This is a genomic window from Sulfitobacter sp. SK012, from assembly GCF_003352085.1.
GTDB lineage: Bacteria > Pseudomonadota > Alphaproteobacteria > Rhodobacterales > Rhodobacteraceae > Sulfitobacter.
In genome coordinates this window covers 1,696,813-1,721,776 of the sequence record NZ_CP025804.1, presented here as the reverse complement: position 1 = coordinate 1,721,776, position 24,964 = coordinate 1,696,813, and the positions used below count along the sequence as shown (strand labels likewise).

General features: G+C 57.2%; 23 protein-coding genes. 1 reads left to right on the top strand and 22 read right to left on the bottom strand.

The features are described 5' to 3' along the window. Nucleotides 1–30: 30 nt before the first annotated feature. The 14 genes from recN to ftsW all read right to left on the bottom strand — a co-directional run bounded on the left by recN (nucleotide 31) and on the right by ftsW (nucleotide 14,328). Nucleotides 31–1,680: a DNA repair protein RecN gene (gene recN / locus C1J03_RS08340; protein ID WP_114885472.1), complete on the bottom strand. Its 1,650-nt coding sequence runs from the start codon at nucleotides 1,678–1,680 to the stop codon at nucleotides 31–33. 39 nt (nucleotides 1,681–1,719) lie between these two features. Beyond that, the gene (locus C1J03_RS08335; protein WP_114885470.1) at nucleotides 1,720–2,586 is read right to left on the bottom strand and encodes an outer membrane protein assembly factor BamD; all 867 of its coding nucleotides are present in this window, start codon (nucleotides 2,584–2,586) and stop codon (nucleotides 1,720–1,722) included. Nucleotides 2,587–2,768: 182 nt separating this feature from the next. Next, nucleotides 2,769–3,692, bottom strand: a complete 924-nt coding sequence (lpxC, locus tag C1J03_RS08330; RefSeq protein WP_114885468.1) for a UDP-3-O-acyl-N-acetylglucosamine deacetylase — start codon at nucleotides 3,690–3,692, stop codon at nucleotides 2,769–2,771. Between the two features lie 206 nt (nucleotides 3,693–3,898). Further along, a complete protein-coding gene (gene ftsZ, locus C1J03_RS08325; protein ID WP_114885466.1) occupies nucleotides 3,899–5,551 on the bottom strand; it encodes a cell division protein FtsZ in 1,653 nt (550 codons plus the stop codon). Nucleotides 5,552–5,727: 176 nt separating this feature from the next. Then, nucleotides 5,728–7,062: a cell division protein FtsA gene (gene ftsA / locus C1J03_RS08320; protein ID WP_174234450.1), complete on the bottom strand. Its 1,335-nt coding sequence runs from the start codon at nucleotides 7,060–7,062 to the stop codon at nucleotides 5,728–5,730. Next, complete coding sequence (locus C1J03_RS08315; protein WP_114885464.1) at nucleotides 7,059–7,946, bottom strand: cell division protein FtsQ/DivIB; 888 nt, start codon at nucleotides 7,944–7,946, stop codon at nucleotides 7,059–7,061. Before C1J03_RS08315 ends, ftsA begins: the two co-directional genes overlap by 4 nt. Beyond that, a complete protein-coding gene (locus C1J03_RS08310) occupies nucleotides 7,934–8,812 on the bottom strand; it encodes a D-alanine--D-alanine ligase (protein WP_254694221.1) in 879 nt (292 codons plus the stop codon). Before C1J03_RS08310 ends, C1J03_RS08315 begins: the two co-directional genes overlap by 13 nt. Before the next feature lie 105 nt (nucleotides 8,813–8,917). Continuing rightward, a complete protein-coding gene (gene murB / locus C1J03_RS08305; protein ID WP_114885460.1) occupies nucleotides 8,918–9,856 on the bottom strand; it encodes a UDP-N-acetylmuramate dehydrogenase in 939 nt (312 codons plus the stop codon). Continuing rightward, the gene (locus tag C1J03_RS08300) at nucleotides 9,853–10,137 is read right to left on the bottom strand and encodes a hypothetical protein (protein ID WP_162798480.1); all 285 of its coding nucleotides are present in this window, start codon (nucleotides 10,135–10,137) and stop codon (nucleotides 9,853–9,855) included. Before C1J03_RS08300 ends, murB begins: the two co-directional genes overlap by 4 nt. Nucleotides 10,138–10,141: 4 nt before the next feature. Then, entirely contained in the window at nucleotides 10,142–10,405 is a 264-nt protein-coding gene (locus C1J03_RS08295; protein ID WP_114885456.1) for a DUF2484 family protein, read from the bottom strand. Continuing rightward, on the bottom strand, nucleotides 10,402–10,653 hold the full coding sequence (locus tag C1J03_RS08290; RefSeq protein WP_114885454.1) for a DUF2484 family protein: 252 nt from the start codon (nucleotides 10,651–10,653) through the stop codon (nucleotides 10,402–10,404). Before C1J03_RS08290 ends, C1J03_RS08295 begins: the two co-directional genes overlap by 4 nt. Next, entirely contained in the window at nucleotides 10,650–12,065 is a 1,416-nt protein-coding gene (gene murC / locus C1J03_RS08285; RefSeq protein WP_114885452.1) for a UDP-N-acetylmuramate--L-alanine ligase, read from the bottom strand. The genes C1J03_RS08290 and murC overlap by 4 nt, the downstream gene beginning before the upstream one ends. Next, nucleotides 12,062–13,162: a UDP-N-acetylglucosamine--N-acetylmuramyl-(pentapeptide) pyrophosphoryl-undecaprenol N-acetylglucosamine transferase gene (locus C1J03_RS08280; protein ID WP_114885450.1), complete on the bottom strand. Its 1,101-nt coding sequence runs from the start codon at nucleotides 13,160–13,162 to the stop codon at nucleotides 12,062–12,064. The genes murC and C1J03_RS08280 overlap by 4 nt, the downstream gene beginning before the upstream one ends. Beyond that, nucleotides 13,159–14,328 carry a putative lipid II flippase FtsW gene (gene ftsW, locus C1J03_RS08275; RefSeq protein ID WP_114885448.1) on the bottom strand — a complete coding sequence of 390 codons (1,170 nt, stop codon included), beginning with the start codon at nucleotides 14,326–14,328 and terminating at the stop codon, nucleotides 13,159–13,161. Before ftsW ends, C1J03_RS08280 begins: the two co-directional genes overlap by 4 nt. 260 nt (nucleotides 14,329–14,588) lie before the next feature. Between ftsW and C1J03_RS08270 the strand changes: the two genes are divergently transcribed. Then, nucleotides 14,589–15,764 (top strand): NAD(P)/FAD-dependent oxidoreductase, encoded by a 1,176-nt coding sequence (locus C1J03_RS08270; RefSeq protein WP_114888924.1) that lies wholly within the window; start codon nucleotides 14,589–14,591, stop codon nucleotides 15,762–15,764. Here C1J03_RS08270 and murD read toward each other — a convergent pair. The 8 genes from murD to C1J03_RS08230 form a co-directional block, all read right to left on the bottom strand. Continuing rightward, nucleotides 15,761–17,164 carry a UDP-N-acetylmuramoyl-L-alanine--D-glutamate ligase gene (gene murD / locus C1J03_RS08265; protein ID WP_114885446.1) on the bottom strand — a complete coding sequence of 468 codons (1,404 nt, stop codon included), beginning with the start codon at nucleotides 17,162–17,164 and terminating at the stop codon, nucleotides 15,761–15,763. The genes C1J03_RS08270 and murD overlap by 4 nt on opposite strands. A 160-nt stretch (nucleotides 17,165–17,324) precedes the next feature. Further along, entirely contained in the window at nucleotides 17,325–18,407 is a 1,083-nt protein-coding gene (mraY, locus tag C1J03_RS08260) for a phospho-N-acetylmuramoyl-pentapeptide-transferase (protein WP_114885444.1), read from the bottom strand. Between the two features lie 41 nt (nucleotides 18,408–18,448). Further along, nucleotides 18,449–19,876 carry a UDP-N-acetylmuramoyl-tripeptide--D-alanyl-D-alanine ligase gene (locus tag C1J03_RS08255; protein ID WP_114885442.1) on the bottom strand — a complete coding sequence of 476 codons (1,428 nt, stop codon included), beginning with the start codon at nucleotides 19,874–19,876 and terminating at the stop codon, nucleotides 18,449–18,451. After that, entirely contained in the window at nucleotides 19,873–21,354 is a 1,482-nt protein-coding gene (locus C1J03_RS08250; RefSeq protein ID WP_114885440.1) for a UDP-N-acetylmuramoyl-L-alanyl-D-glutamate--2,6-diaminopimelate ligase, read from the bottom strand. Before C1J03_RS08250 ends, C1J03_RS08255 begins: the two co-directional genes overlap by 4 nt. Nucleotides 21,355–21,366: 12 nt before the next feature. Beyond that, a complete protein-coding gene (locus C1J03_RS08245; RefSeq protein WP_114885438.1) occupies nucleotides 21,367–23,154 on the bottom strand; it encodes a peptidoglycan D,D-transpeptidase FtsI family protein in 1,788 nt (595 codons plus the stop codon). Beyond that, a complete protein-coding gene (ftsL, locus tag C1J03_RS08240; protein WP_114885436.1) occupies nucleotides 23,151–23,525 on the bottom strand; it encodes a cell division protein FtsL in 375 nt (124 codons plus the stop codon). The genes C1J03_RS08245 and ftsL overlap by 4 nt, the downstream gene beginning before the upstream one ends. Continuing rightward, a complete protein-coding gene (gene rsmH / locus C1J03_RS08235) occupies nucleotides 23,525–24,517 on the bottom strand; it encodes a 16S rRNA (cytosine(1402)-N(4))-methyltransferase RsmH (protein WP_114885434.1) in 993 nt (330 codons plus the stop codon). Before rsmH ends, ftsL begins: the two co-directional genes overlap by 1 nt. A 5-nt stretch (nucleotides 24,518–24,522) precedes the next feature. Further along, nucleotides 24,523–24,963 (bottom strand): division/cell wall cluster transcriptional repressor MraZ, encoded by a 441-nt coding sequence (locus C1J03_RS08230; protein ID WP_368073925.1) that lies wholly within the window; start codon nucleotides 24,961–24,963, stop codon nucleotides 24,523–24,525. Between the last annotated feature and the right edge of the window lies 1 nt (nucleotide 24,964).

The following is a 24,964-nucleotide window of genomic DNA, read 5'->3' as shown; positions in this document are numbered from 1 at the left end:
ATTGCCAGGCTGGCGAACACCGCATTTTACTCAGGCCCCTAGCAAGGCGCGGGCGGCCTCTCGCGCGGCATCGGTCACAGTATCGCCTGCCACCATGCGCGCCACCTCGTCTACACGGTCTTGCGCCGAAAGCGGCACAACACTGGTCGTCGTCATGCCTTTGGTCACAGATTTTTGCACGCGCCAATGATGCGCGCCCAATGCGGCGACCTGCGGCGAATGGGTCACGACCAGCACTTGGCCCCCATCTGCAATCGATGCCAACCGCCGGCCAACGGCATCCGCAGTTGCACCGCCAACACCGCGGTCGATCTCGTCAAAGATCAGCGTGAGGCCACGTTGGTTTTGAGTAAGGCAAACTTTAAGGGCGAGTAAAAAGCGGCTAAGTTCCCCGCCTGACGCGATCTTATTCAAAGGTCCCGCGGGTGCGCCGGGGTTTGTCGCCACAGTAAAGGACACCGCGTCGCGGCCATCGGGGCCTTCGGTCTCTGGGCTGATCTGCGTGCTAAAAACCGCACGTTCCATCTTGAGGGGGGCAAGTTCTGCACTGACGGCTTTGTCCAATTTGGTCGCTGATTTGATGCGCGAAGCACTCAGAGCAGAGGCTGCCGTGTCATAGCGCTCTTCTGCTGCTCGAACGGCGGCTTCAAGCTCTGCTTGTCGTGCCTCGCCTGCATCCAGCGCCTCTAGCTTGGCACGCAGCGTCTGCGCAAACCCAGCCAATTCATCTGGCTGAACATTATGCTTTCGCGCCAAACCACGAATGGCAAATAGCCGCTCTTCGGTGTCTTCCAACTCGCCCACATCAAACGACAGTGCCTCGATTGCGGTAACAACGCCGGTCATCGCATCGTCCAATTCGACCATCGCACGGTCAAGAGCAGCCATCGGCGCGTCCAAATGGCCATCTGCCTTTGCCGCCGCCCCATCAAGCCAGCGCATTGCATCCGACAGTTGCGCCTCTGCCCCGCTATGCCCCAACACTTCGTAGGCATTCACCACATCCGCTCGAATTTTTTCGGCCGATTGCATTGTGCGGCGCTGGGTATCAAGGATCGCTTCTTCGCCTGCTTGCGGGTCCAGCTTATCCAGTTCAGCGACGGCGTGGCGTAGGAATTCCTCTTCGGCCCGAATGGCATCGCGGGCCTGTGCGGCCGCATTGGCTGCTTTGCGCGCGCGGCCCATGTCCCCCCAAGCGGCGTGCGTCTTGGACCGGGCGCTATCAAGCGCCCCAAATTCATCTAGGATTTTTCGATGTCCGCGCGGGTTCAAAAGCCCACGGTCATCATGCTGACCATGCAATTCCACAAGGGTATCAGACAGCGCACGCAGCACCTCGCCCGAGACGCGCCGGTCATTAACCCACGCGGTTTTACGGCCCTCGATGGTGTTAATGCGTCGCAAGATTAACTCATCTTCATCCGGTAACCCGGCTTCTTGCAAAACTGCGTGGGCTGGATGGTCAGGCCGCAGATCAAAACACGCGGTTACTTCACCCTGTGCCGCGCCTTGGCGTACAAGATCAGCACGCCCGCGCCAACCGAGGACAAAACCAAGTGAATCCAACAAGATAGACTTGCCAGCACCAGTTTCGCCGGTCAACACATTTAGACCCGGCTGAAAACTAAGTTCCAGCCGTTCAATGATTAACATGTCCGAGATATCAAGGCCGCGCAGCATTTTGTTCCACCCCAAGGGCGAGGTTGCCCCCGGTTGCTGCTAGAGCCACTGACCTTTGATGGTCTGGCGGTAAATCGAAGACAGCCAGTTGTCACCAAACGATTTAAGCTCAAGCCCACGGCCAGACAGCAATTTGAAGCTGTCTTCGTACCACACGGTCGAGCGGTAGTTATAGCCCAGAATCGCCCCAGCCGTCTGCGCTTCATCCGTCAGACCAAGGCTTAGATAAGCCTCAACCAGCCGGTGCAATGCCTCTGCGGTGTGTGACGTTGTCTGGAAATCCTCTACCACCACTCGGAAACGATTGATCGCTGCCGGATAGTGGTCGCGCCGCAGATAATAGCGCCCGACTTCCATTTCCTTGCCCGCAAGATGGTTGAAAGCAAGGTCAAATTTCAGGACCGCAGCACGGGCATAATCGCTATCTGGGTAGCGCTCAATCACATCACGCAGCGCTTGCAGCGATTGAAACGTCAGCCCCTGATCACGGCCAACATCATCGATCTGATCGTAATAGCTGAGCGCCAGAAGATAGGATGCATAGGCGGCATCATCATCATCTGGATAGAAGTCGATGAACCTCTGCGACGCAGACCGGCTGTTGGGGTAATCTTTGTCTTGATGATAGGCAAAAGCCTGCATGATTAACGCGCGTTTAGCCCATTCTGAATAGGGATAAAGACGCTCAATCTCTGAGAAGTAGAACGCACCGTCGCTTGGGCGCTTGCGATTCAACTCAAACTCGCCGCGTTCAAAAATCTGCTCAGCTGAATACGTATCAAGAGGGATTTCTTGCCGGTTAAAGAAGCTTGATGTGAAGCGCCCGGAATCCGTGCTACAGGCAGCCAACGACGCTACAATCAGCATCACTCCCGCTACCCGTTTTGCTGAGCCCTGCACTTTCATGCCCTGCCACCCTCATTTAATAACCGTACCCGGCGCATTTTCACGTCAGTTCGCCTCTGACTAACACAATAATTTCCAGTGCAAAACGCCGATTGCGCATTTAACCACCCCAAGATGCTCAAATGCCCGTCAGCCGTTGCTGCAGGTCCTGTAATATTTGAATATTGATGCAAAAGCTAGGTTCAGGCGACGGCAGGAATTTCATCCCAAACCAGACCGTGGCCCGGAAGACGCGCAGCCATTTCGCCGTCACATTTGACCATCCGCACCGCCCCTGGCGTCGCAAAAAGAGCGCGCAGCAGCGTGTTGGTCAAGGAATGGCCCGCACGCACGCCAGTATAGTGACCCAAAAGCGGTGCACCCGCCAAGGCCAGATCACCCAACGCATCAAGCATTTTATGGCGTACAGGCTCATCCGCATGCCGCAACCCACCAGGGCTCACGACGTTTTCACCATCAAAAACAACAGCATTTTCGCCAGCGTTCCCGCCAAGTGCCAAACCGCTGGCCTGCATCGCATCCACATCTGCCTGACGGCAGAAGGTGCGGCTGTCACAAAGTTCACGCGCGAAAGAACCGTTGTTCATGACCAATGATTTTTGCTGGTGCCCAATGGCAGCGTCAACAAAATCGATTGTGAAATCAATCCGAAGCGTGTCTGACGGCGCGATTGATGCAGACGCATCGCCCTCCGTAACAGTCACCGTTTTCAGAACTTCAAACGCCATCACAGGGGAAGTCTGAACACGAACGCCGCGCTGCATGATACCGCGCACGAAAGGGGCGGAAGAGCCATCAAGAATGGGAACTTCTGGACCGTCGATTTCAACGAGCACATTGTGGATACCGCAGCCTGCGATGGCTGCCATCAAATGCTCAACAGTAGAAACCTGAAGACCGTTTGCGTTTTCCAGCTTGGTGCACAAAGGCGAACGGTTAACAGCATCCCAACGCGCAGGAATCATCCGGTCACCCAAATCAATGTCCGTCCGCTTGAACCAGATCCCGTGGTGCACACCAGCAGGACGCAGTGTAACAGTCACAGGCGCACCAGAGTGCAGGCCTTTGCCGGTAAAGCTGATCGCTGATTTCAAAGTTGTTTGCACGTCGCACCTCAGGGTCTAAGACATCGTTTGTCTTGCTTGAAGTCACACCTATGCCGCTGGTTGCGCTATCACAATTCAATCTTTGTAACCGACTGAAACATCAATGTTACAAAGCGGCGCAAACCAGCCGTCACGATTGCAAGCCCCTGTTGTAAAACGAAAAAGGACCACCCGAAGGCAGCCCATTCCGTGAATTGAAAAGTGATTTAGTTCGCTTGACGGCGCAGGAACGCGGGGATTTCGATGCGTTCTTGATCGGGATCAACAGACTCGCGGGGCTGAGGAGCCGACGCAGCAGACGGCGATTTGACCGATGGTTGCTGGCGCGCAGGCTGCGGCGCGGCTGCTGCAGGACGCTCACCTTCTTGGCCTGTCATGCGGTTGATCAGCGAGTTGATCCCAAACCGTGGACGCTCACTAGAAGCGGCACTGGGTTCTACCGATTGTTGCTGCTGGCGTGCTGCATGTTGTTGCTGGGCTGCCGGATTCGCCTTTTGTGCGGCGGCACGCAGGCGTGCAAGTGCTTCAGGCGATGGCGTGCCGGGCACAGGAGCGCGTGGCGCAACAAATGCCTCTGGCTCAGCTTCGATGGCATCACGGCGAGGCTCGAATGCGGTCACTTCTGGCGTATATGCCGGGGCTGGCAGACCGTCTTCGTCATCTTGTGCGTCTTCATCAAAGATATCGTCATGCATGTCCTGTGCAGCGACCTCTTTTGTATCAAGATCGTCAAGGAAGCTTGGTGCATCGTCTTCTTGGCGTTGCGATTCTGCGGCAATCGGCTGGCGCTCAGGCGCTTCGATCTGGCCAATCTCCTGCGCGTCGTCGAGCGCACTTTGTGGCAAAGGCTGACGCATGGAACGACGTGGAACCGGCATTTCGGTGTTCACATCCATCGCATCGATACCCGTCGCCACAACGCTGACGCGCATTGTGCCACCCATTTCGGTATCCAGCGTGGAACCGACAATGATGTTTGCCTCTGGGTCGACTTCTTCGCGAATGCGGTTTGCAGCTTCGTCCAGTTCGAAAAGGGTCAGGTCGTGACCGCCGGTGATGTTGATCAGCACGCCCTTGGCACCGCGCAGGCTGATTTCGTCCAGCAGCGGGTTGGCAATGGCTTTTTCTGCGGCTTGGATCGCGCGATCTTCGCCGTCCGCCTCGCCTGTCCCCATCATGGCTTTGCCCATTTCGTCCATTACGGCGCGCACATCAGCAAAGTCGAGGTTAATCAGGCCAGGACGTACCATCAGGTCTGTAACGCCCTTAACACCTTGATAAAGCACGTCATCCGCCATGGAGAAGGCTTCGGTAAAGGTGGTTTTTTCATTGGCCAAACGGAACAGGTTTTGGTTCGGAATGATGATCAGCGTATCAACAACCTTTTGCAGCGCCTCAACACCGTCCTCGGCCTGACGCATGCGCTTGGCACCTTCAAACTGGAACGGCTTGGTCACGACACCAACGGTCAGAACACCCAATTCGCGGGCGGCTTGTGCGATAATTGGAGCAGCGCCTGTCCCGGTGCCCCCCCCCATACCGGCAGTGATGAAACACATGTGAGCACCGGCCAGATGGTCAACAATCTGTTCAATGCTTTCTTCGGCTGCGGCGGCACCAACTGCGGCGCGGGCCCCAGCCCCCAAACCTTCGGTGACTTTGATACCCAGCTGAACGCGGTTCTCTGCTTGCGCCTGCTGCAAGGCTTGAGCGTCCGTGTTGGCGACGACAAAATCCACACCATCGAGTTGCTTCTCGATCATGTTGTTTACAGCATTGCCACCCGCCCCGCCGACACCAAATACGGTGATCCGTGGCTTAAGGTCATCCTGTCCGGGCAATGAAAGATTCAATGTCATTGTAAAAGTCCGCCTGTTCTGCTTGCCCGCAAAGCGCGGGAGTTGTGTGCCTAAATTCCCCCAATCCTAGTCGCTGGAGGCGTTGCCGTCACCTAGAAATCGTTACGAAACCGCTAAATGTGGGCAATTTTTCGCCAATTCCCGCATTATTTCGGTCTTAACACTGCATCTTGCGATCACCAGTTGTCCCTGAACCATTTAACCGCCCGCTTGAGAGAACGTGAAGGGTATCGGTCTGCGGGAATATCGAAGTCCCACCACTCGTCCTGCGGGTGTGCCGCGAACAATGCGAGCCCCACAGCAGACGCGAATCCGGGTCCCGTTGCAGCCTGTGGCAACCCATGCACCCGCAAAGGTCGACCAAGGCGAACCTGCTGGCCCAAAATCTTGCTGGCCAAACCGTCCAAGCCAGGGATCTGACTGCCGCCACCGGTCAAAACAATCTGCTGGCTTGGCAGATGGTCGAAACCAGCCGCATCGAGCCGTGCCCGCACCTCTTCAAAAATCTCTTCGACACGCGGGCGCATGATGCCAATCAGTTCTGCCCGGCTCGCCGTACGGCGGTCGTGGTGGTAATCCCCGGTTTCGGCCATAATCTCGATCATCTCACGGTCATCCATGCCCGTGGCGTGCACACCGCCGTAAAACGTCTTGATCCGTTCGGCGTTGGCCATTGGAACCTGCAAGCCCATCGAAATATCCGAAGTGATGTGATCACCGCCCATTCGGATGCTGTCCGCGTAGATCATGTGTTTCTTCATAAAGATCGACACGCTGGTCGCTCCGCCGCCCAAATCAATGCAAGCAGCACCCAATTCTTGTTCGTCTTCCACCAAGGCTGAGATGCCCGAGCAATATGCCGAAGATGCAATCCCAGCCAACTCAAGATCGCAACGCTTGATGCAATGCGCTAGGTGTTGAACCGCATCGGCATCCACCGTCAGCATGTGCATATCAACCGACAACGCATTGCCCAGTTGACCGCGCGGATCGCTCAGACCTGAGCGGTGATCGAGTGCGAAATTCACTGGCTGTGCATGCAACACTTCGCGCTCCGCACCGTAGTCAGGCACATCACACGATGCGAGCACCCGGGCCACGTCCTGCTCAGAAACGGCGCTGCCTTCCAACTCGACCTCAGCATCAAGCCCGTAGCTGCGCGGTTCGGCCCCTGCAAAACACGCAATGACATGATCAACACGGATGCCCGCCATCTTTTGCGCGGCCTGCAACGCAGTGCGAATGGCCCGCTCCGTTTCTTGGATTGCGCAAATCTCGCCAAAGCGGACCCCGCGCGAGCGTGTGGTCGCCGCACCGATCACTCGGAAGCCCGACTGTCCCGCCAATGATCCGATCTCGCCGTCTTCGACCATGCTGCCCGTGCCATCAAAGCGAAGCACCAAGCATGCAATCTTTGAACTGCCCACATCAAGGATCGCCACAACCCCGCGCTGCATCGCAATTTTGCGCATATTCCGCATCGATCGTTGGCTGTCGTAGAGATCCATCATTTTTCCTGTGCCTTAAAGTTCGTCTGCCGGGCCCGCCATTGATCGGAGGCCTCTTTACTCATCTGAACGGTGGGTCGTTGACCCAACCGCATATCCACCCGCGCCACATCACGGCTCAAAACATCGCGCGCGCCCTCAAGGGCAATCACCCGCTCAAGCGCCTGCAACGCGCCGGTTTCGGGCAGCAAAATCCGTTGCCCCCGGTCCAGAACAACGTCCCAGCGCCGCTCGCCGATACGCACAACGCCGCGCAATCGGTCGCCCAAAGGGTCAGCGGCTGCAATCAAGGAAAGCGCTTCGGTCACAGATTGGTTGGCTTTTCCGCCCGCGATCAGCGGCAAATCAGGGCGCGCATAACGTGTCAAAATCTCTGCGACATAAATGCCATCGCGGTCGATCAAGGCCAGCCCAGTCTCAGAGCGCCATATCGCCACGGGCACCCGAGGGGTCACATCGACCTGCAACACCCCACCCGGCCGAATGCGAAGGGCGGCCTGGTTGACGGCAGAAATCTCGGTGATGGTCTGGCGGATCGCCGTCAAATCCAAATCAAAGCTGCTGACCGGGAAATCAAGCGGCACAGCGGCTCGAATATGCGCTGCCAGATCATCTTCGGCCCCATCGATAGCCATCAGATTGACCATAAATTCTGGACGCGTCTCGATGCTGGCGCGGGCATCTGCGACTGTCTGTGCAATCATGTCGCGGCGCGCTTCGTCGGTCAGGTACCAAGTGCCTGCTGCCAAGGTGATGCAAAACGGCACGCCCACCCTCAAGGCAAAACGGAACACCGGCGTGAGCATCAAGCGCTCCATCCGCCAAGACCAGCGCGACGGCGCAGGATCAGAGCGCGAAGTTTTGTTCCTACGGATCAACGACAGCATGAGGCATCCTCCACCATCCAAGCACATAAATCAGCCAGCGACGTTCCCATAACCATTGCCTGCTCGGGCGTTAGAGATGTGGCCGTCATGCCGGGCTGGGTGTTTGTCTCAAGCAAGATCAACCCATCGGCCCCGCGCGCCTCATCCCAGCGAAAATCCGTGCGGCTCACACCACGGCATCCCAAAGCGTTATGGGCGCGCAAAGCGTAATCGAGGCACAGATCAAAAATGTCAGTGGGAATATCGGCAGGCACCACGTGGCTGGATCCGCCTTCTTTATATTTGGCGTCATAGTCGTACCAGCCGGTGGTGATAATGTCAGTGACGGTCAAAGGCTGCTGTCCAATCACGGTCGTCGTCAGCTCACGCCCCGGCGCAAAAGCCTCAATCATCACATGCTCGGGCATATCCGCATCCAGCTGAGGCGGGCCATTATTATCCAGCCCAACCAGATAGACGCCAACCGAAGATCCTTCGCTGTTGGGCTTAACCACATAGGGTGGTGTCATCATGTGACGCGCACGCACATCAGCCGCGAGCACGATTGCGCTTTCGACCACGGGCAAACCAACCGCCCGGTAGACGTCTTTGGTGCGCTGTTTATCCATGGCCAGCGACGACGCCAGCACGCCCGAATGGCTGTAGGGAATACCCACCCATTCAAGCAAACCCTGCACACAGCCGTCTTCGCCCCAACGGCCATGCAGGCAATTGAGAACAGCGTCAGGTTTCAAATTAGTCAAAACGGAGCAAAGGTCGGGGCCAGCATCGACCTCGATCACATTGTAGTCCCGTTCCCGCAATGCAGCGGCGCAGGCGCGCCCACTCGAAAGCGACACTTCGCGCTCCGCGGAAGGGCCACCCATCAATACCGCCACTGTCGGGGTTGTCCTGCTCGACGTACCCACCGGAGTGCCTTTTTTCCCGGACCTTTTGCGGTCCATATTATTATTTAGATGCCGCTTTGCGGCTTATGCCTCAGCGTTTTCGGCAAGAAATTCGCCGACCCGCATGATTTCCCACTCTAACGTGATACCGCTATGAGCGTAAACCTTTTTTCGCACTTCTTCGCCCAATCCTTCAAGATCGGCGGCCGTGGCAGCCCCTGTGTTTATCAGGAAATTTGAGTGTTTGGGCGACATCTGTGCGCCACCCTTTGTGGCACCGCGCATGCCGGCGTCATCGATGACCCGCCAAGCCTTGAGATCATGCACATCATCCGCCTGCCCCGTCGATGAAAACCCGGCCGGATTGCGAAACGTCGATCCTGCACTGCGGTCTTTGGTCGGCTGTGTCTCGTCCCGCTTTTTCAGCTGCGCTTCCATACGGGCGTGCAGCTCAACACTGTCCCCTTTTGGCGGCGCAAAGGTCGCATTGATCAACACGGCCCCCTCGGCCAAGTCACTCTGGCGATAAGAAAAATTCATGTCGTTTGGCCCCAGCGTGATCAGCGCGCCGTCCCGTGTCACCGCCTGCGCAGACACAAAATGATCCACCGTATAGCTGCCATAACAGCCAGCGTTCATCCGCACAGCCCCGCCAATACTGCCCGGTATGGTGCGCAAAAACGTTAGGTCCAAACCCGCGTCTGCCGCACGGCGCGCCACATGGGCGTCCAGCGCCGCGGCCCCTGCAATGACATGATCCACATCGATACCGATCCCGTTAAATCCACGACCAAGCCGGATCACAACAGCGCGCAATCCACCATCACGCACGATCAAATTACTGCCCACACCAATGGGGAAAACCGCCACGTCATTGGGCAAATCACGCAAAAAATCGCGCAAATCGTCAACATCAGCAGGTTGGAACAAATAATCCGCAGGCCCGCCCACACGCAACCATGTCAGATCATTCAAACTACGCTGCGGCGTTAGCTTGCCGCGGGGCGTTGGTAAGTCGTTCATTCCTCAACCCTGCTTTCGTGCCATTGCCGTATGAACCGACCAAGTATCCAGCCAAACCCGCAAGACGACAACGCAAACAGCATCGCTGACACATGCGCCATCAACGCATTGCCGGAAATCGGGCTGAACCCAAGGGCCAGCCGCATCCAAACGGCATTGCCGACAATTCCAATCGCAGCAATCAGTGCAAAAAGTTTAAGCTGCCCAGCGTAGCCACAGGCCGCACAGATCAGCATCCACAGGATTAAAACAATTAGGAAACCTAGGACTACGCCGCTCACGAAATTACTCCGCTGGTTCGTTACGAGACCCGATCCGGCGCACCCAGCGCATCAGGTAGATCACCGGCCAACGCAGCACCGAGCACCCACCGGCCATCACAAGCAAACCAATCCAAGGTCCGTGCTGCAACGCCACATATCCGACAATCGGAATGCCAATGGCGATCAGCACATAGGCATTGCGCCAATGATGGTCCTTGCTTGGTGTCATCGCCAGGATATTGGCACCAATGGCCCAAAGGCAGGCAAGCGTCAGGGACAAACTCATTTCGGGGTCTCCGGATGGTGCCCACGCGCACGCGCCAGCAAATAACGTAGTGGGTTACGAAACATCGAGACAAAGGCCGCAAGCGCAAGCAGCGCTACGATCCACCCTAGTTCCAAACCGATCATCACAATCAACACCGGAGCTGCGATCAACAAAATCACCCCCGGAACATACTGCCGCCGCATGGGCAGCATCGCGACACCCGCTGAGGCAAAAACCCAGAATATGCAGAACAAAAGAAGAGTCACGCAGCCTCCCCTTTTAACGCTTGCAATGCCTCAGGTAGGCCATTGGCCCAAACGCTAATCGTACCAGCACCAAGACACACCACCATATCACCGGGCCGCGCTTGTTCGGCGACAAGTCGGGCAAGGTCATCGGGCCCTTGGACCGCGCGCGCATGGCGGTGACCATGGGCAATTAATCCGGCGACCAAATCATCGCGACTGGCACCAGGGATTGGGTCTTCTCCCGCGCCATAGACATCGGCAATGCCTACAACATCAGCGTCGTTGAAGCAGGTGCAAAATTCTTCGAAATGGTGGCTCAGCCGGGAATAACGGTGCGGCTGATGCACCGCAATCACGCGTCCTTCGGTGGCCTGTCGTGCGGCTTTCAGAACCGCGGTAATTTCAACCGGGTGGTGGCCGTAGTCATCAATGATGGTCACACCGTCAACTTCGCCCACTTTTGTAAACCGCCGGTTAACACCGGCAAAGCTGGCCAATGCGCTGCGGATTTGCTCGGCCTTCATGCCCAACTGACGCGCCACCGCCACCGCTGCCAACGCGTTAGAGACGTTGTGATCCCCCGGCATCGGCAACGTGCAATCGCGGATCACGATATCATCTTGCTGCAACGCGACATCAAAATGCGCCACGCCCGCTTTGTAAGTCAGCCCGAAAGCCCGCACATCTGCTTGCGCGTTAAAGCCATACGTGACCACACGCCGGTCGGTAATCTTGCCCACAAGCGCCTGAACCTCTGGATGATCCGTACAGCACACCGCCACCCCGTAAAACGGAATGTTGGAGGTGAAATCAAGGAAACCTTGGCGCAGGTTCTCGATCGTGCCCCAATGTTCCATATGTTCCGGGTCGATGTTGGTCACAATCGCAATGGTCGCGGGCAGCCGGTTAAAGGTACCGTCGCTTTCGTCGGCCTCAACCACCATCCACTCGCCTTCGCCCTTGCGCGCGTTGGATCCGTAGGCATGGATGATCCCGCCGTTGATCACTGTGGGGTCCAGATCGCCGCCATCCAAAAGCGCTGCGACCATTGTCGTAGTCGTTGTCTTGCCATGTGTGCCAGCAACCGCAATGTTGGATTTCAGCCGCATCAACTCTGCTAACATCTCCGCCCGGCGCACGATGGGCAGGCCACGCGACCGCGCCGCGTCAAGCTCAGGATTGCCCGGTTTGATCGCCGATGAAATCACAATCACATCCGCATTTTCGATGTTCTCGGGGCATTGACCTTCAAAAATGATTGCGCCCAATTCTTTGAGCCGGTCCGTAATCTTGGACGCTTTCAAATCGGATCCCTGCACGGTGTATCCGTGATTGAGTAACACCTCAGCGATGCCTGACATACCGATACCGCCGATGCCGACAAAGTGGATGGGACCTACGTCACCGGGCAGTTTGGTTGCGGCATTCATGTTGTTTCTTCCTTGTTCGCAAAATACTCGACCATATCCGCTAGCGTTTGCGCGGCTTCCGGCTTGCCCAGCGTCAACGCCGAGTTGGCCATTTGCAGCGCAGCATCCGGATTGGAGAGCACCAGTTCGATATTCTCAGCCAGACTTTCCGGCGTCGCTGCAGATTCTTGGATTAAGATGGCGGAGCCCTTTTCCACAAGTCCGTGGGCGTTCGCAACCTGATGATCGCCTGTCGCTGCGGCAAACGGAATTAGGATCGACGGACGTCCAATCACCGTCAGATCAGCAACACTCGATGCCCCTGCCCGACTGATTACCAATTGAGCCTCAGACATGCGCCGCGGAACGTCATGAAAAAACGGCTGAACGTCCGCTTCAATCCCCGCCTCAGCATAGAAATCAGCGACCCGTTGGCCGTCTTCTTCGCGGGCTTGGTGGCTGACCCGAATATTGCGCAACCGATCGATGGGCAACGCAGCGATGGCCGGTGGCACAACATCGCTTAAGATGCGCGCGCCTTGGCTGCCGCCCATGACCAACAACTCCATCGGGTAATCGCCGGGCGGAATATAGCCCGCACCCGCACGGTCCAGCACAGCTTCGCGGACAGGATTGCCGACGTGATACCCATCAATGCCTTCTGGCAAAGTTGTGGGCCATGTGCCGCATGCAACAGCATCAACGCGGGTTGCAAAGATCTCGTTTACGCGGCCCAGCACACCATTTTGTTCGTGGATAATACGTGGAAGGCGCAGCAACGTCGCCGCACTTAGCGCGGGAATGCTTGGATATCCGCCAAAGCCGATAACCATCGCAGGTTTGTCCATCAGCATGGAAATCGCCGCTTTGATCACGCCAAAGCCGAGCCGAAAAGGCACGACAGCTTTGGCCAGTAAACCACCGCGCGCAAAGGTGGCGCTGCTGATCTGCGCAATCTCAACTGCGTCCGGAAACGCGCCGGTATAGCGTGCGCCACGTGGGTCCGTACTCAGCTTGATGCGCCAACCGCGCGACAGCATAACCTCGGCCAATGCCTGCGCGGGAAACATATGCCCGCCCGTGCCGCCTGCCGCGATAATAAGAAGGGGCTGCCTCACCGCGCACGCCCTCGGGACAAAAGATCACTGATCTGGCCTTGCGGACGGTTGCGTGTAAACGCCAGCAACATCCCCAATGCGATGCCTGACGCAATCACCGAAGACCCGCCATAACTTACAAACGGCAGCGTCATGCCTTTGGCCGGCAACAGCCGCACCGCAACTCCCATGTTGATCATGGCCTGAACCCCAAACATGCACGCAATCCCTGTGCCAGCAAGCCGGATAAACGGGTCACGCTCCCGCACCAACCGCAAGAGCGAGCGTACCACAATAAAGGTATAAAGCGCTATAATGGTCAAAACGAGCACCAGACCGTATTCTTCGGCCGCGACGGCAATGATGAAATCAGTATGCGCATCAGGCAGCGACCATTTGACCTCGCCCTCCCCCACGCCGACACCAAAAAGCCCGCCTTCGCGGATCGCGTTTGTCGCATACCCCAACTGGGTGGTCGGATCGACATCAACACTCAGAAAGCCATCGATACGGCGCGCAAAATGTTCTGAATTTGAGTAGGCGACAGTGCCCGCCACTACGACAAGCCCTGCCATTCCAACCAGCAGCACAATCGGTGCGCCGGCCACAAAATACATCACACCCCAGCCAAACAGAACCAAACAAGCTTGGCCAAAATCAGGCTGCATCGCCAGCATCAGAACAATCGCGATACACAGGGCGAATGACCACGTGCGCCCCGGTGGTCCGTTAATCTCAAGGCTCGCAGCCAACATCCAGGCCGTAACGACAACAAACCCAGGCTTAAGAAACTCAGAAGGCTGAATGCTCGCAAAGCCGAGGCTGTACCAGCGCATCGCACCTTTGCCGAAATCTGTGCCAAAAAACGGCAGCAATGCCAGCCCCACAAAGGCTGCAAGGAACCCCACCACCGCAAGACGGCGCACCAAAACCGGCGACATCATTGACGTCAGAAGCATGGCGATCATCGCAACACCGCCGAAAAATGCCTGTCGCTGCACATAATGAAAAGGGTCAAACCCGTTTTTCGCAGCCAAGGGGGGCGATGCCGCCAAGCCAAGCAACAAGCCGACGGCGAACAGCATTAAGATGAAGGACAAAGCCCACTTATCAATGGTGCGCCACCATTTTGGAAGAATTGGTTCGCCGTCCCGAACTGGAACTGCGCCATAGACCATCTCTGTCATGGGTACTGCCTTACACTGCCTCGTCCGCCCCCTTTTCGGGAGTCTCAAGCGCAAGCATAGCGCTAAAATCGGCTCAAAGCTAGTCTGTTTCGCCCTGCAAACACGTTGTTTTAAACAGATATGATCCCCTTATGGGTCTCTAAAGCGGCTGATTGTCGCCGCCTGCGAACTTCCAGAGCTTCGTAAACTGGCTTTCGGTGTCATTTGCAAACAGCACCCCGGCGCTTGACCGCACCTCCGCGATCAGGCACGCCGCCCGGATGCAGTTTGACACAGCCATAATAGGAGCCGGAGCCGCCGGCATGATGTGCGCCGCCCATGCACCGGGGCGCGTGCTGATCGTGGACCATGCCCGTGCACCGGGTGAAAAGATCCGCATTTCAGGCGGCGGGCGCTGCAATTTCACCAATCTGCATACAAACCCTGATGCATTCCTAAGCAACAACCCTCATTTCGCCAAATCCGCCTTGGCCCGCTACACTCAATGGGACTTTATCGATCTCATCGACAGCCACGGCATCGACTGGCATGAAAAAACCCTCGGTCAGCTCTTTTGCGATGGCTCAGCCAAACAGATCGTCGCAATGCTGCGCGAGATGATGGAACAAAACGGCGTCGAAATGTACCTGAACAGCTCGGCCTCCGGGTTTGAGCAAACAAGTGACCACTTTAGCTTTCAGCTGCAAACGCCTGATAAAATTATGACAATCACCGCAAAGAACCTTATTGTCGCGACAGGTGGCAAATCGATCCCCAAGATGGGCGCGACAGGGTTGGCCTATGATATCGCCACGCAATTTGGCATCCCCGTCACACCAACACGACCCGCGCTTGTGCCTTTCACCTTTGCAGACAGCCGGTTTGCCCCCCTTTCAGGCACCGCAACGCATTCGATCGTGCGCGCAGGCACCGTCAGCTTTGAAGAAGCAATGCTATTCACCCACCGAGGGCTCTCTGGGCCCGCGATCTTGCAGGCGTCATCCTATTGGGACGAAGGCACGCCCATTTCGGTCAACATCTGTCCCGGCCCTGATCTGCTGTCGCAACTGCGCGCGCAGCGCCAAACGGCGGGCCGGCGCAACTTCACAACTGAACTTGCGCGTCTGCTGCCCGGGCGCTTGGTTGATCACCTCGCCACGATCCATGACTTGTCTGGGAACCTTGCGGATTGGTCGGACACCCGCCTCACTACGCTCATCACCGCGCTGCAAGACTGGCAGCTCACACCATCGGGGACCGAAGGCTACCGCACCGCCGAAGTCACCTTGGGCGGGATAGACACTGATGCGTTGTCGTCAAAAACCATGGCTACCAAAGCGCATCCAAACCTCTATTTCATCGGCGAAGCGGTCGATGTCACGGGCTGGCTTGGCGGATACAACTTTCAATGGGCTTGGTCTTCGGCCATGGTCACTGCCCTTGCGCTTAGCGCTTAGTCCCGCTGCAAATGCGCCTCAACTTGCGCAATGAAATCATCGCCGCGCCGCTCAAAACTGTCATATTGATCAAAGCTCGCTGCCGCAGGCGCCAGCAAGACCACATCGCCCGGTTCTGCATCCGCCACAGCACTGGCGACGGCCGCTTCCATCGTGCCACAAACTTCGGCTTCGACCTCCAGCTGCATTGCAAACCCTGCCGCCTCTCGACCGATCACATAAGCTTTGCGCACGGATTTGGAGGCGACTGCCAGCCCGGACAACCCGCCTTCCTTCTCCAACCCGCCACAAATCCACCGGATATTCGAGAACGCTACCAAGGCTTTGGCCGCCGAATCCACATTCGTTGCTTTGCTGTCATTCACAAAACGCACACCACCTGCCTCGCCGATCATCTGGCTGCGGTGCGGCAACCCGCCAAAGCTGTGGAACGCTGCCTCAACGACCTTGGGAGGCAGGCCCAACGACCGACATGCCGCATAGGCTGCACAGGCGTTTTGATGGTTATGCGCACCCGGCAAACCCGGCACACTGCGCAAATCAACCGACGCTGCTTGTTTTCCGCGCCGGTATTCGGACAAGAACCCTTTGCGTGCGAACACCTGCCATCCCGGTCCGGTTAACTTGCGGGTGACACTGACACGGATCACGCGATCATCGCTGCGCCCCTCCGTCAGTTGTCCGGCCAAGAACATCCCTTCATTTTCATCTACGCCGACCACCGCACGGTCCGGCCCACCCTCAGCAAAAAGGCGCCTCTTTGCTGCGAAATAGCCGCCCATTCCGCCATGTCGTTCCAGGTGATCAGGGCTAAGGTTGGTGAACACCGCCACATCCGGCGTTAGGCTGCGGGCGAGCTCAGTCTGATAGCTCGACAGCTCCAGCACAACGACGCCGCCATTTTCGCTAGGTTCGATGTCTAGAACACCACGCCCGATATTGCCCGCCAACTGGCTGGGCCGCCCTGCTTCGGTCAGGATGTGGTGAATAAGCGCAGAAGTCGTCGACTTACCGTTTGATCCAGTGACTGCCACGATCCGAGGCATCGTCCCCATGTTGTCCCAAGCTTGTGTCGCGAAGCTTTGGAAAAACAGGCCAATATCATTATCAACCGGTACGCCTGCCTCAAGTGCCGCAGCAACCACAGGGTTCGGCGCAGGGTATAGATGCGCAATTCCAGGACTAACAACCAGTCGCGCAATCGCTTCAAACGATCCGTTTCGGCGCAGATCTTGTATCAAAAACCCTTCGGCCTCGGCCACGTCGCGCGCGGCAGGGTTATCATCCCAACAAATCGCCTCAGCGCCACCTGCCCTCAATGCACGCGCGGCACTCAAACCTGACCTGCCAAGCCCCAAAACGGCGACTTTCGCCCCCGCCAATCCCTGAACTGGAATCACGCTGCACCCCCTGTTATTGCTGACGATTACAATGGGCGCAAAGCGCTGGCACCACAAGCCGGAGCTGCCCCATCATGCGAGAACTTATCGCAGTCACCGATGACCTGCGCGGAGAGCGAAACTTGGGCAATGTGGTGAGCCTAAAACAAGACAGCCGCGTTTAGCGTACCTTCAGCGTCGCCAGCCCGATCATCGCGAGGATCAGTGAGATAATCCAGAACCGGATGACAATCTGCGGCTCAGCCCAGCCCTTTTTTTCATAGTGGTGATGGATCGGTGCCATCAAAAACACCCGCTTGCCCGTCCGTTTGAAATAGAGCACCTGAATGATCACCGACATCGCCTCGACCACAAACAAACCACCGACGATCGCCAGCACCAACTCGTGCTTGGTGGCCACGGCAATCGCACCCAAAGCACCACCAAGTGCAAGCGATCCGGTATCGCCCATGAACACAGCCGCAGGCGGCGCGTTATACCACAAAAATCCAAGCCCCCCGCCAAATATCCCAGCGGTAAAGACCAAGATTTCACCGGTTCCTGGTACATAATGCACGTCTAGATATTCGGTGAAATCGACCCGCCCGACGGCATAGGCAATCACACCCAACGTGCCCGCCGCAATCATCACCGGCATGATCGCCAGCCCATCAAGGCCATCCGTCAGGTTCACCGCATTGGCAGAGCCCACGATAACAATCACCGAAAAAGGCACGAACAAGAAGCCGAGGTTAAGCAGCGTGTCTTTGAACACCGGCAATGCCAATTTATATTGCAACGCTTCGGGGTGGTATTGCGCCGCCCAGAACCCTGCAATGCCCGATATCACCAGCCCCAACAGCAGCCGGACCTTGCTGGAAACACCAGCCACAGTCTGTTTGGACACCTTGGCGTAATCATCGGCAAATCCAATCGCCGCAAAACTCATCGTGACAAACAACACAAGCCAAACAAACGGATTGTCCAACCGGGCCCAAAGCAATGTCGAGGTGAGCAAAGCGCCCACAATCAGCAAGCCACCCATGGTCGGTGTGCCCGCTTTGACGAAATGCCCTTCGGGGCCGTCATCTCGGATGGGTTGTCCCTTGCCCTGCCGCCGCCGCAGCACCGCAATCAAAGGTTTGCCAAACAAAAAGCCAAAAATCAAAGCGGTCAGGAACGCTCCGCCGGCGCGGAATGTAATATAGCGAAAGAGGTTAAAAAAATCGCCGCCGTCCGACAGATGTGTCAACCAATAGAGCATCGCGCGCGTCCTAACTCAAAATCTAGTGGGTGCGTGGCGTGTCACACCCCTGCACCCGGATGGCCCATTTTGCGGATGGCGTCAACGATCAGGCCCAGTTTCATGCTCAGCGATCCCTTGGCCAGCACCACGTCGCCACTGTCGAGCCGCCCGCGTAGACCGGTCAGCATTTCCTCAGAAGTCTCGGTCCAATGGCCACGCTTATGATCTGGCAACAGATCATAAAGCGCGCGCATCAAGGGGCCGACGCAATGGACAACGTCCAGCTCTTTTGTTGCGTCCAGATGAGCGATGCCAGCATGCAAAGCAATGGCGTCTGGCCCCAGTTCTTTCATGTCACCTAAAAACGCGATCCGCCGACCTTTGCTGACGCGGCCAATATCGTGGGTCACTTGGGCACCCGCCAACACCTCGAGCGCTGCTGCCATGGAGGTCGGATTGGCGTTGTAGCTGTCATCAATCAAATTGAGCGTCATATGTGTCTCGACGGGATCAAGGTAAATGACCTCCCGCACGCCGCGCCCTTTATAGGGGCTCCACCGTCCCAAAGCCGTCGCGGCCAGCGCCAGATCAGCGCCCAACGCCTCAACCACGGCCAACGCACCCAGCGCATTCATCGCAAAATGCCGCCCCGGCGTGCCGATCTTAAACAATAGCGGCGTTCCGTTCACGTCAGCCTGAGCTACTGTTATCTCACCTTGGATAGAGACGTTTTTCATTTTATATTCATAGCCATGCTCGCCAAAGCTCATGCCGTTTAACCGGCAATCCAAGGTCTTGGCCATCAAGATAGCGGCATGTTCAATATCTGCATTGACGATTGCCGCCCCCCCGATCGGGAGCCCCTCGAAAACGCTGGCTTTTTCGATCGCAATTTCTGAGACATCGTCGAATGCTTCAAGATGCGCTGCGGCAACCGTGGTGATCATCGCCACATGCGGACGGGCCATGCGCGCCAGCGGGGCGATCTCTCCGGGATGGTTCATGCCAATCTCGATGATGGCAATTTCAGTGTCCTGCGGCATCCGCGCAAGGGTCAGCGGCACGCCCCAATGGTTGTTGTAACTTGCCACGCTGGCATGGGTCCGGCCCTGCCCCTGAAGCATCGCAAGCAGCATTTCCTTTGTTGATGTTTTGCCCACGCTGCCCGTGATTGCGGCGACCTTGGCGTTTGTGCGCGCGCGCGCAGCCACACCGAGCGCTTCAAGACCGCGCAGCACATCATCCACAATCAGCAGAGGCGCATTTGCGGAAACGTCCTTCGGCACGTGGCTTACCAGCGCGGCACCAGCTCCTTTTTCAAGCGCCTGTGCGACAAAATCATGCCCGTCGCGGATATCTTTGAGCGCGACAAACAAATCACCCGGTTCAATCGTGCGGGTGTCAATCGACACGCCGTCGCAAGCCCAGTCCCCGACGGCACGCCCCCCGGTTGCCGCTACTGCTTCTGCTGCTGTCCACAAGCTCATGCCAGTCTCCCGTCAAGTGCTGCAACTGCAACGCTCGCCTGTTCCACGTCATCAAAGGGCAGCACATCGTCGCCGACGGTCTGCCCGGTCTCATGCCCTTTGCCCGCAATCAGCAGCGCGTCACCAGGGCCAATGGCATCGACCCCGCGCAAAATCGCCTCGGCGCGGTCCCCAACTTCAATTGCATCAGGTGCACCGTCCAGAACGGCCGCCCGGATGGTTGCGGGATCTTCGCTGCGGGGATTATCATCCGTCACAAACACAACATCTGCATGCTGTGTCGCCGCCTGCCCCATCAAAGGCCGTTTACCAGCATCGCGGTCACCGCCTGCACCGACAATCGCCACGAGCCGTCCCATCACATGCGGCCGCATCGCGGCCAGCGCGGTGGCTATGGCGTCGGGCGTATGAGCATAATCGACGAATACAGCCCCACCATTGTCGCGCGTGGCGGCCAACTGCATTCGGCCACGAACGGTCGTTAGATGAGGAAATGTATCAAACACATCAGCGGGTTCTGCCCCGCAGGCGATCACCAATCCGGCGGCCAGCAGCACGTTATCGGCCTGAAATCCGCCAATCAGTTCCAGCCGCTTTTGGAAGGTCTTGCCTTGCCACTCAAAGCGCAAATCTTGTCCCGTCGCATCAAAACGCTGCCCTGTCAGGTGCAGATCACCACCGTCGCGCCCCACAGATAAAACCGCATTGCCGCGCGCCCGCGCGATTGCAACCATGTCGACGCCTTTGGGATCATCGATGTTGATCACCGCTGTGCCATTCTCGGGCAACACACGCGAAAACAGCCCGACCTTGGCATCAAAATAAGCGTCGAACGTGTCGTGATAATCCAGATGATCTTGCGTGAAATTCGTGAAACCAGCAGCCGCTAGTGTCACCCCATCAAGGCGGCGTTGATCAAGGCCGTGGCTTGATGCCTCCATCGCCGCATGGGTGATGCCGTGGACTGTGGCTTCGGCCAAAACACGGTGAAGCGTCAAAGGCTCGGGCGTAGTGTGAGCAAGAGGAGCAGACCACGCGCCCTCAACCCCGGTTGTGCCAAGGTTGACCGCCGCGAGGTCCAACTCAATCCAGATTTGACGCACAAACGTGGCCACCGAGGTCTTTCCATTGGTGCCGGTGACAGCCACAACCGTCTCTGGCTGCGCGCCGTGCCAAAGTGCAGCGGTCCACGACAACGCTTCACGTGGGGCATCCGTCACGACCACGGCAGTGCCCGCCTCCGCCAGCAAATCAGCAGCAATCGCCGCACCTGCCGCATCCGTCAAAACGGCCACGGCCCCTTGCCGCAAAGCATATTGAATAAACTCGGCCCCGTGAATTTTTGATCCAGGCATTGCCGCAAACAAATAGCCGTCTTTTACAGCGCGGCTGTCCACCGCAATGCCAGTGATCTGGGGGGCCTTGCCGCTGCGAGCGGTGAGACCGAGAGAGGTTAACGGGACGGCCTTCACGCTCATATTTATGCTTTATTAGTTGCTGCTGGTCAGCGTTATACCAGTGACTTGCACGGGTTCAACAGAAGGTCGCATTCCCAAGAGAGGGGCCACGCGTTTGATCATCTCTGCGGCGACAGGCACGGCCGTCCAACCTGCGGTGCGGCGTGGTTTTTTGCCCGAAGTTTCAACTGGTTCATCCAACGTCACGACCAACACGTACTGTGGGTTCGAGGCAGGGAACATCGCCGCGAACGTGCCGATGACTTTGTCTTTGTAATATCCACCGCTTGGCTTTGGTTTATCTGCGGTGCCTGTTTTGCCTGCAACCTCATAGCCAGGCACTTCGCCAAAACTGGCGGTACCACTGGCCACCACGGCGCGCAGCATTTTGCGGGCCTCATGTGCCGTTTGTTCTGACATCACCCGAGCGCCCAATTGCGGGCCGTTTTGTTTGAGCAGCGTCGGCTTGACCACACGCCCCCCATTGGCAATCGCGGCGTAGCCCGCCGCCAAATGCATTGGCGTGGTGGACATGCCATGCCCATAAGAAATCGTGACTGCCGATAGATCAGTCCACTTCTTTGGCAACAGGGGTTTACCACCTGACGCCTCGACAATCTCAAACGGGGTTGCTTCAAAAAAGCCCATTGATTTCAGGAATTCTTGCTGCCGCTTTGGCCCAATCATCAACGCCATACGGCCCGTGCCACGGTTCGAGGATTTCTCGATGATCTCAGACACGGTTAGCTCGCCGTAATTCTTGTTGCGGAATTCACCAATGCGCCGTCCGCCAACGCGCATCGGGCCTTTGGTATCGATCACAGTAGACGCATTCACCAGCCCCAGTTCCATCGCTTGGGCGGCGGCGAAAATCTTGAAGGTCGAGCCCAACTCATACACACCCTGAACCGAGCGGTTAAAAAGCGGGCTGTCAGACGCATCGCCCACAATTATAGGGCGCGGACGGTTATTGGGATCAAAGCTGGGCAGTGAAACAACGCTGATGACTTCGCCAGTTTTCACATCCATCAAAATACTGGTGGCACCTTTAGCGTTCATCAGCTTCATGCCGCCCCAAAGAACCCGTTCGGAGGCCGCCTGTACGCTCAGATCGATTGACAGCTCAAGCGGTTTGCCGCCATTCGCCGGATCACGCAGATAGTCGTCGTAATACCGCTCGACCCCTGCCACACCGATCACTTCTGCTGCACGCACACCTTCTCGGCCAAAGCTGGCCCCGCCCATCACATGCGCGGCAAGCTTGCCATTGGGATAAAGTCGCATGTCGCGCGGAGCAAAAAGTAGGCCCGGGTCGCCGATCTCATGCACGGCTTGCATTTGCTCAGGGCTGATTTTCTTTTTGATCCACAAGAACTTACGGCTGCCCGTAAAATCTTTAACCAGGCGTTCTTGTTTCAGGTCTGGAAAAATACCCACCAGTTTTGTTGCCACAGCTTGCGGATCAATCATCTGTTTGGGCTGCGCATAGAGAGCATGGGTGTCAAAATTTGTGGCCAGAATACTGCCGTTGCGGTCCACGATATCGGCCCGCGTGGCCGAGATAACCGATCCCGGTGCCTGCGCGCGCGGCTCTACCGGATCAGACATCGCCAACAGGCCCATACGGGCACCAACAACAGAAAAAGCACAGAAAAAGAACACGCTCAGCACCAATAGCCGACCTTCGGCCCGCATCCGGGAGTGATCCCGCATCTGCTCGTGCCGGATACGTTTGTTTTCGCGTTCAATCGCGTCGGGGTTTTCGCCCTTTGCACGGGCCTGAAGAATACGCGCCAGTGGGCGAAGCGGTGTGCGGATCATGGGAAATCTCCCTGAACGATGGTAGGCGTTTCGTTGCTGTTCATTGTCGATACATCCACGGGATAGGTGATCGGCAAGAGCGGCTTGACCGGATAATCGATCTCATCCACCTGCCCAAACTGATCAGGGTGCAGCGGCAACAGGCCCAAACGGTCGAAATTTAATTCTGCTAGGTCGCGCAGACGGTCGGGGCGGTTTTCATAGGCCCATTCCGCACGCAAAACGGCCAAACGGGCATGTGCTTCGCGGATATTATGGTGCAGCTTTGTCGTCTCGCTAAGGGCTGCTTGGGTCGCATAATTCTCGCGGTAGGCCCAAAAAGCCAGCCCGATCACACCAAGCGCTGTCAGCACAAAAAGCACCGTCCGCATCATTTTGCCCCCTTTGTCATCGGCATTCCGATGGATTTGGCATCAATTGTTCCGCTGGGCGCATCCGTCCGTGTGCCGATCCGCAACTTGGCAGAACGCGAGCGTGGATTGGCGGCCAGTTCATCTGCATCCGCAGAAATGGCCTTGCGCGATTTTATGGTGAATTGCGGTGCCTCTGTTATCTGTTCAGGCACATAGCGGTTTGCATTCCCACCCGACCCCGAACGCGCCGTCAAAAAGCGTTTGACCATGCGGTCCTCGACCGAATGAAACGTGACCACGGCCAGCAATCCTCCGGGCTTCAATGCCCGTTCAGCAGCCATAAGTCCTTCAAAAAGCTCACCATATTCGTTGTTTACCGCGATCCGCAGCGCCTGAAAGCTGCGCGTGGCAGGATGGGATTGGCCGGGCTTGGCGCGCGGCAGGCACCCCTCAACCACCTTGGACAGCTTCAACGTTCGAGTGATGGGAGCCTCGGCACGCGCGCGCAGGATCGCACTTGCAATGCGGCGGCTCGCGCGTTCTTCGCCGTATTGAAACAAGATATTTGCGATCTCTTCTTCTTCGGCGTTGTTTACGATGTCGGCGGCCGTTGGCCCCTCTTGGGACATCCGCATATCAAGTGGCCCGTCGCGCATAAAAGAAAAGCCGCGCTCCGCCAGATCAAGCTGCATCGAAGACACGCCAAGATCGAGCACAACACCGTCCAAATCCTGACCGTAGTTGTCCATTTTCGAGAAAACGCCATGCTGTAGGACAAGACGGTCGCCGTATTGCGCGATCCAGTCTTGCGCCATCTCAAAGGCGAGCGGATCACGGTCCACTGCAATTACACGATCAGCACCCGCATCAAGCAGCGCACGTGTGTAACCGCCCGCGCCAAACGTTCCGTCCAGCCAAGTGCCAGAAATTGGCGCGCAGGCCTTTAGTATCGGTTCCAGAAGAACGGGTGTGTGGGGAGCAGAAGGGTCAGTATGGGCCGCAGCAGCCATCTGGATCAGTCCTCCGCGTCCGGGATTAGCATCAGAGGATCAAAATCGTCGTCCTCGTCATACTCTTCTTCCTGATCACGCTCGAAGTCTGCGTAGGCCTCAGCGCTCCAAATCTCGAAATAATCGCCCATAGCGACCATCTTTGCCTCGCCCTCCAGCCCGATCTGCTGGCGCAGACGCTGGGGCAGCACAATGCGGCCGTCTTTATCAATTTCGGTGTCCCATGAGTTCCCAAGGATCATCCGGCTGGCGCGTTTGCGCTCATCGCTGCCCTTTTTGAGCCTGCGAATGCCGGCTTCGATCTCTGCCATGGCGTCTATTGTATAGGCATGCAGCACGCCCTTGAGGTGTTTGCCCGTGAGGACCACCATGCGCGGCAATTGGACTTCGGGGCAACGCGGATCACCATCCACCAGCACAGCACGATAATCGGCGGGAACCGACATA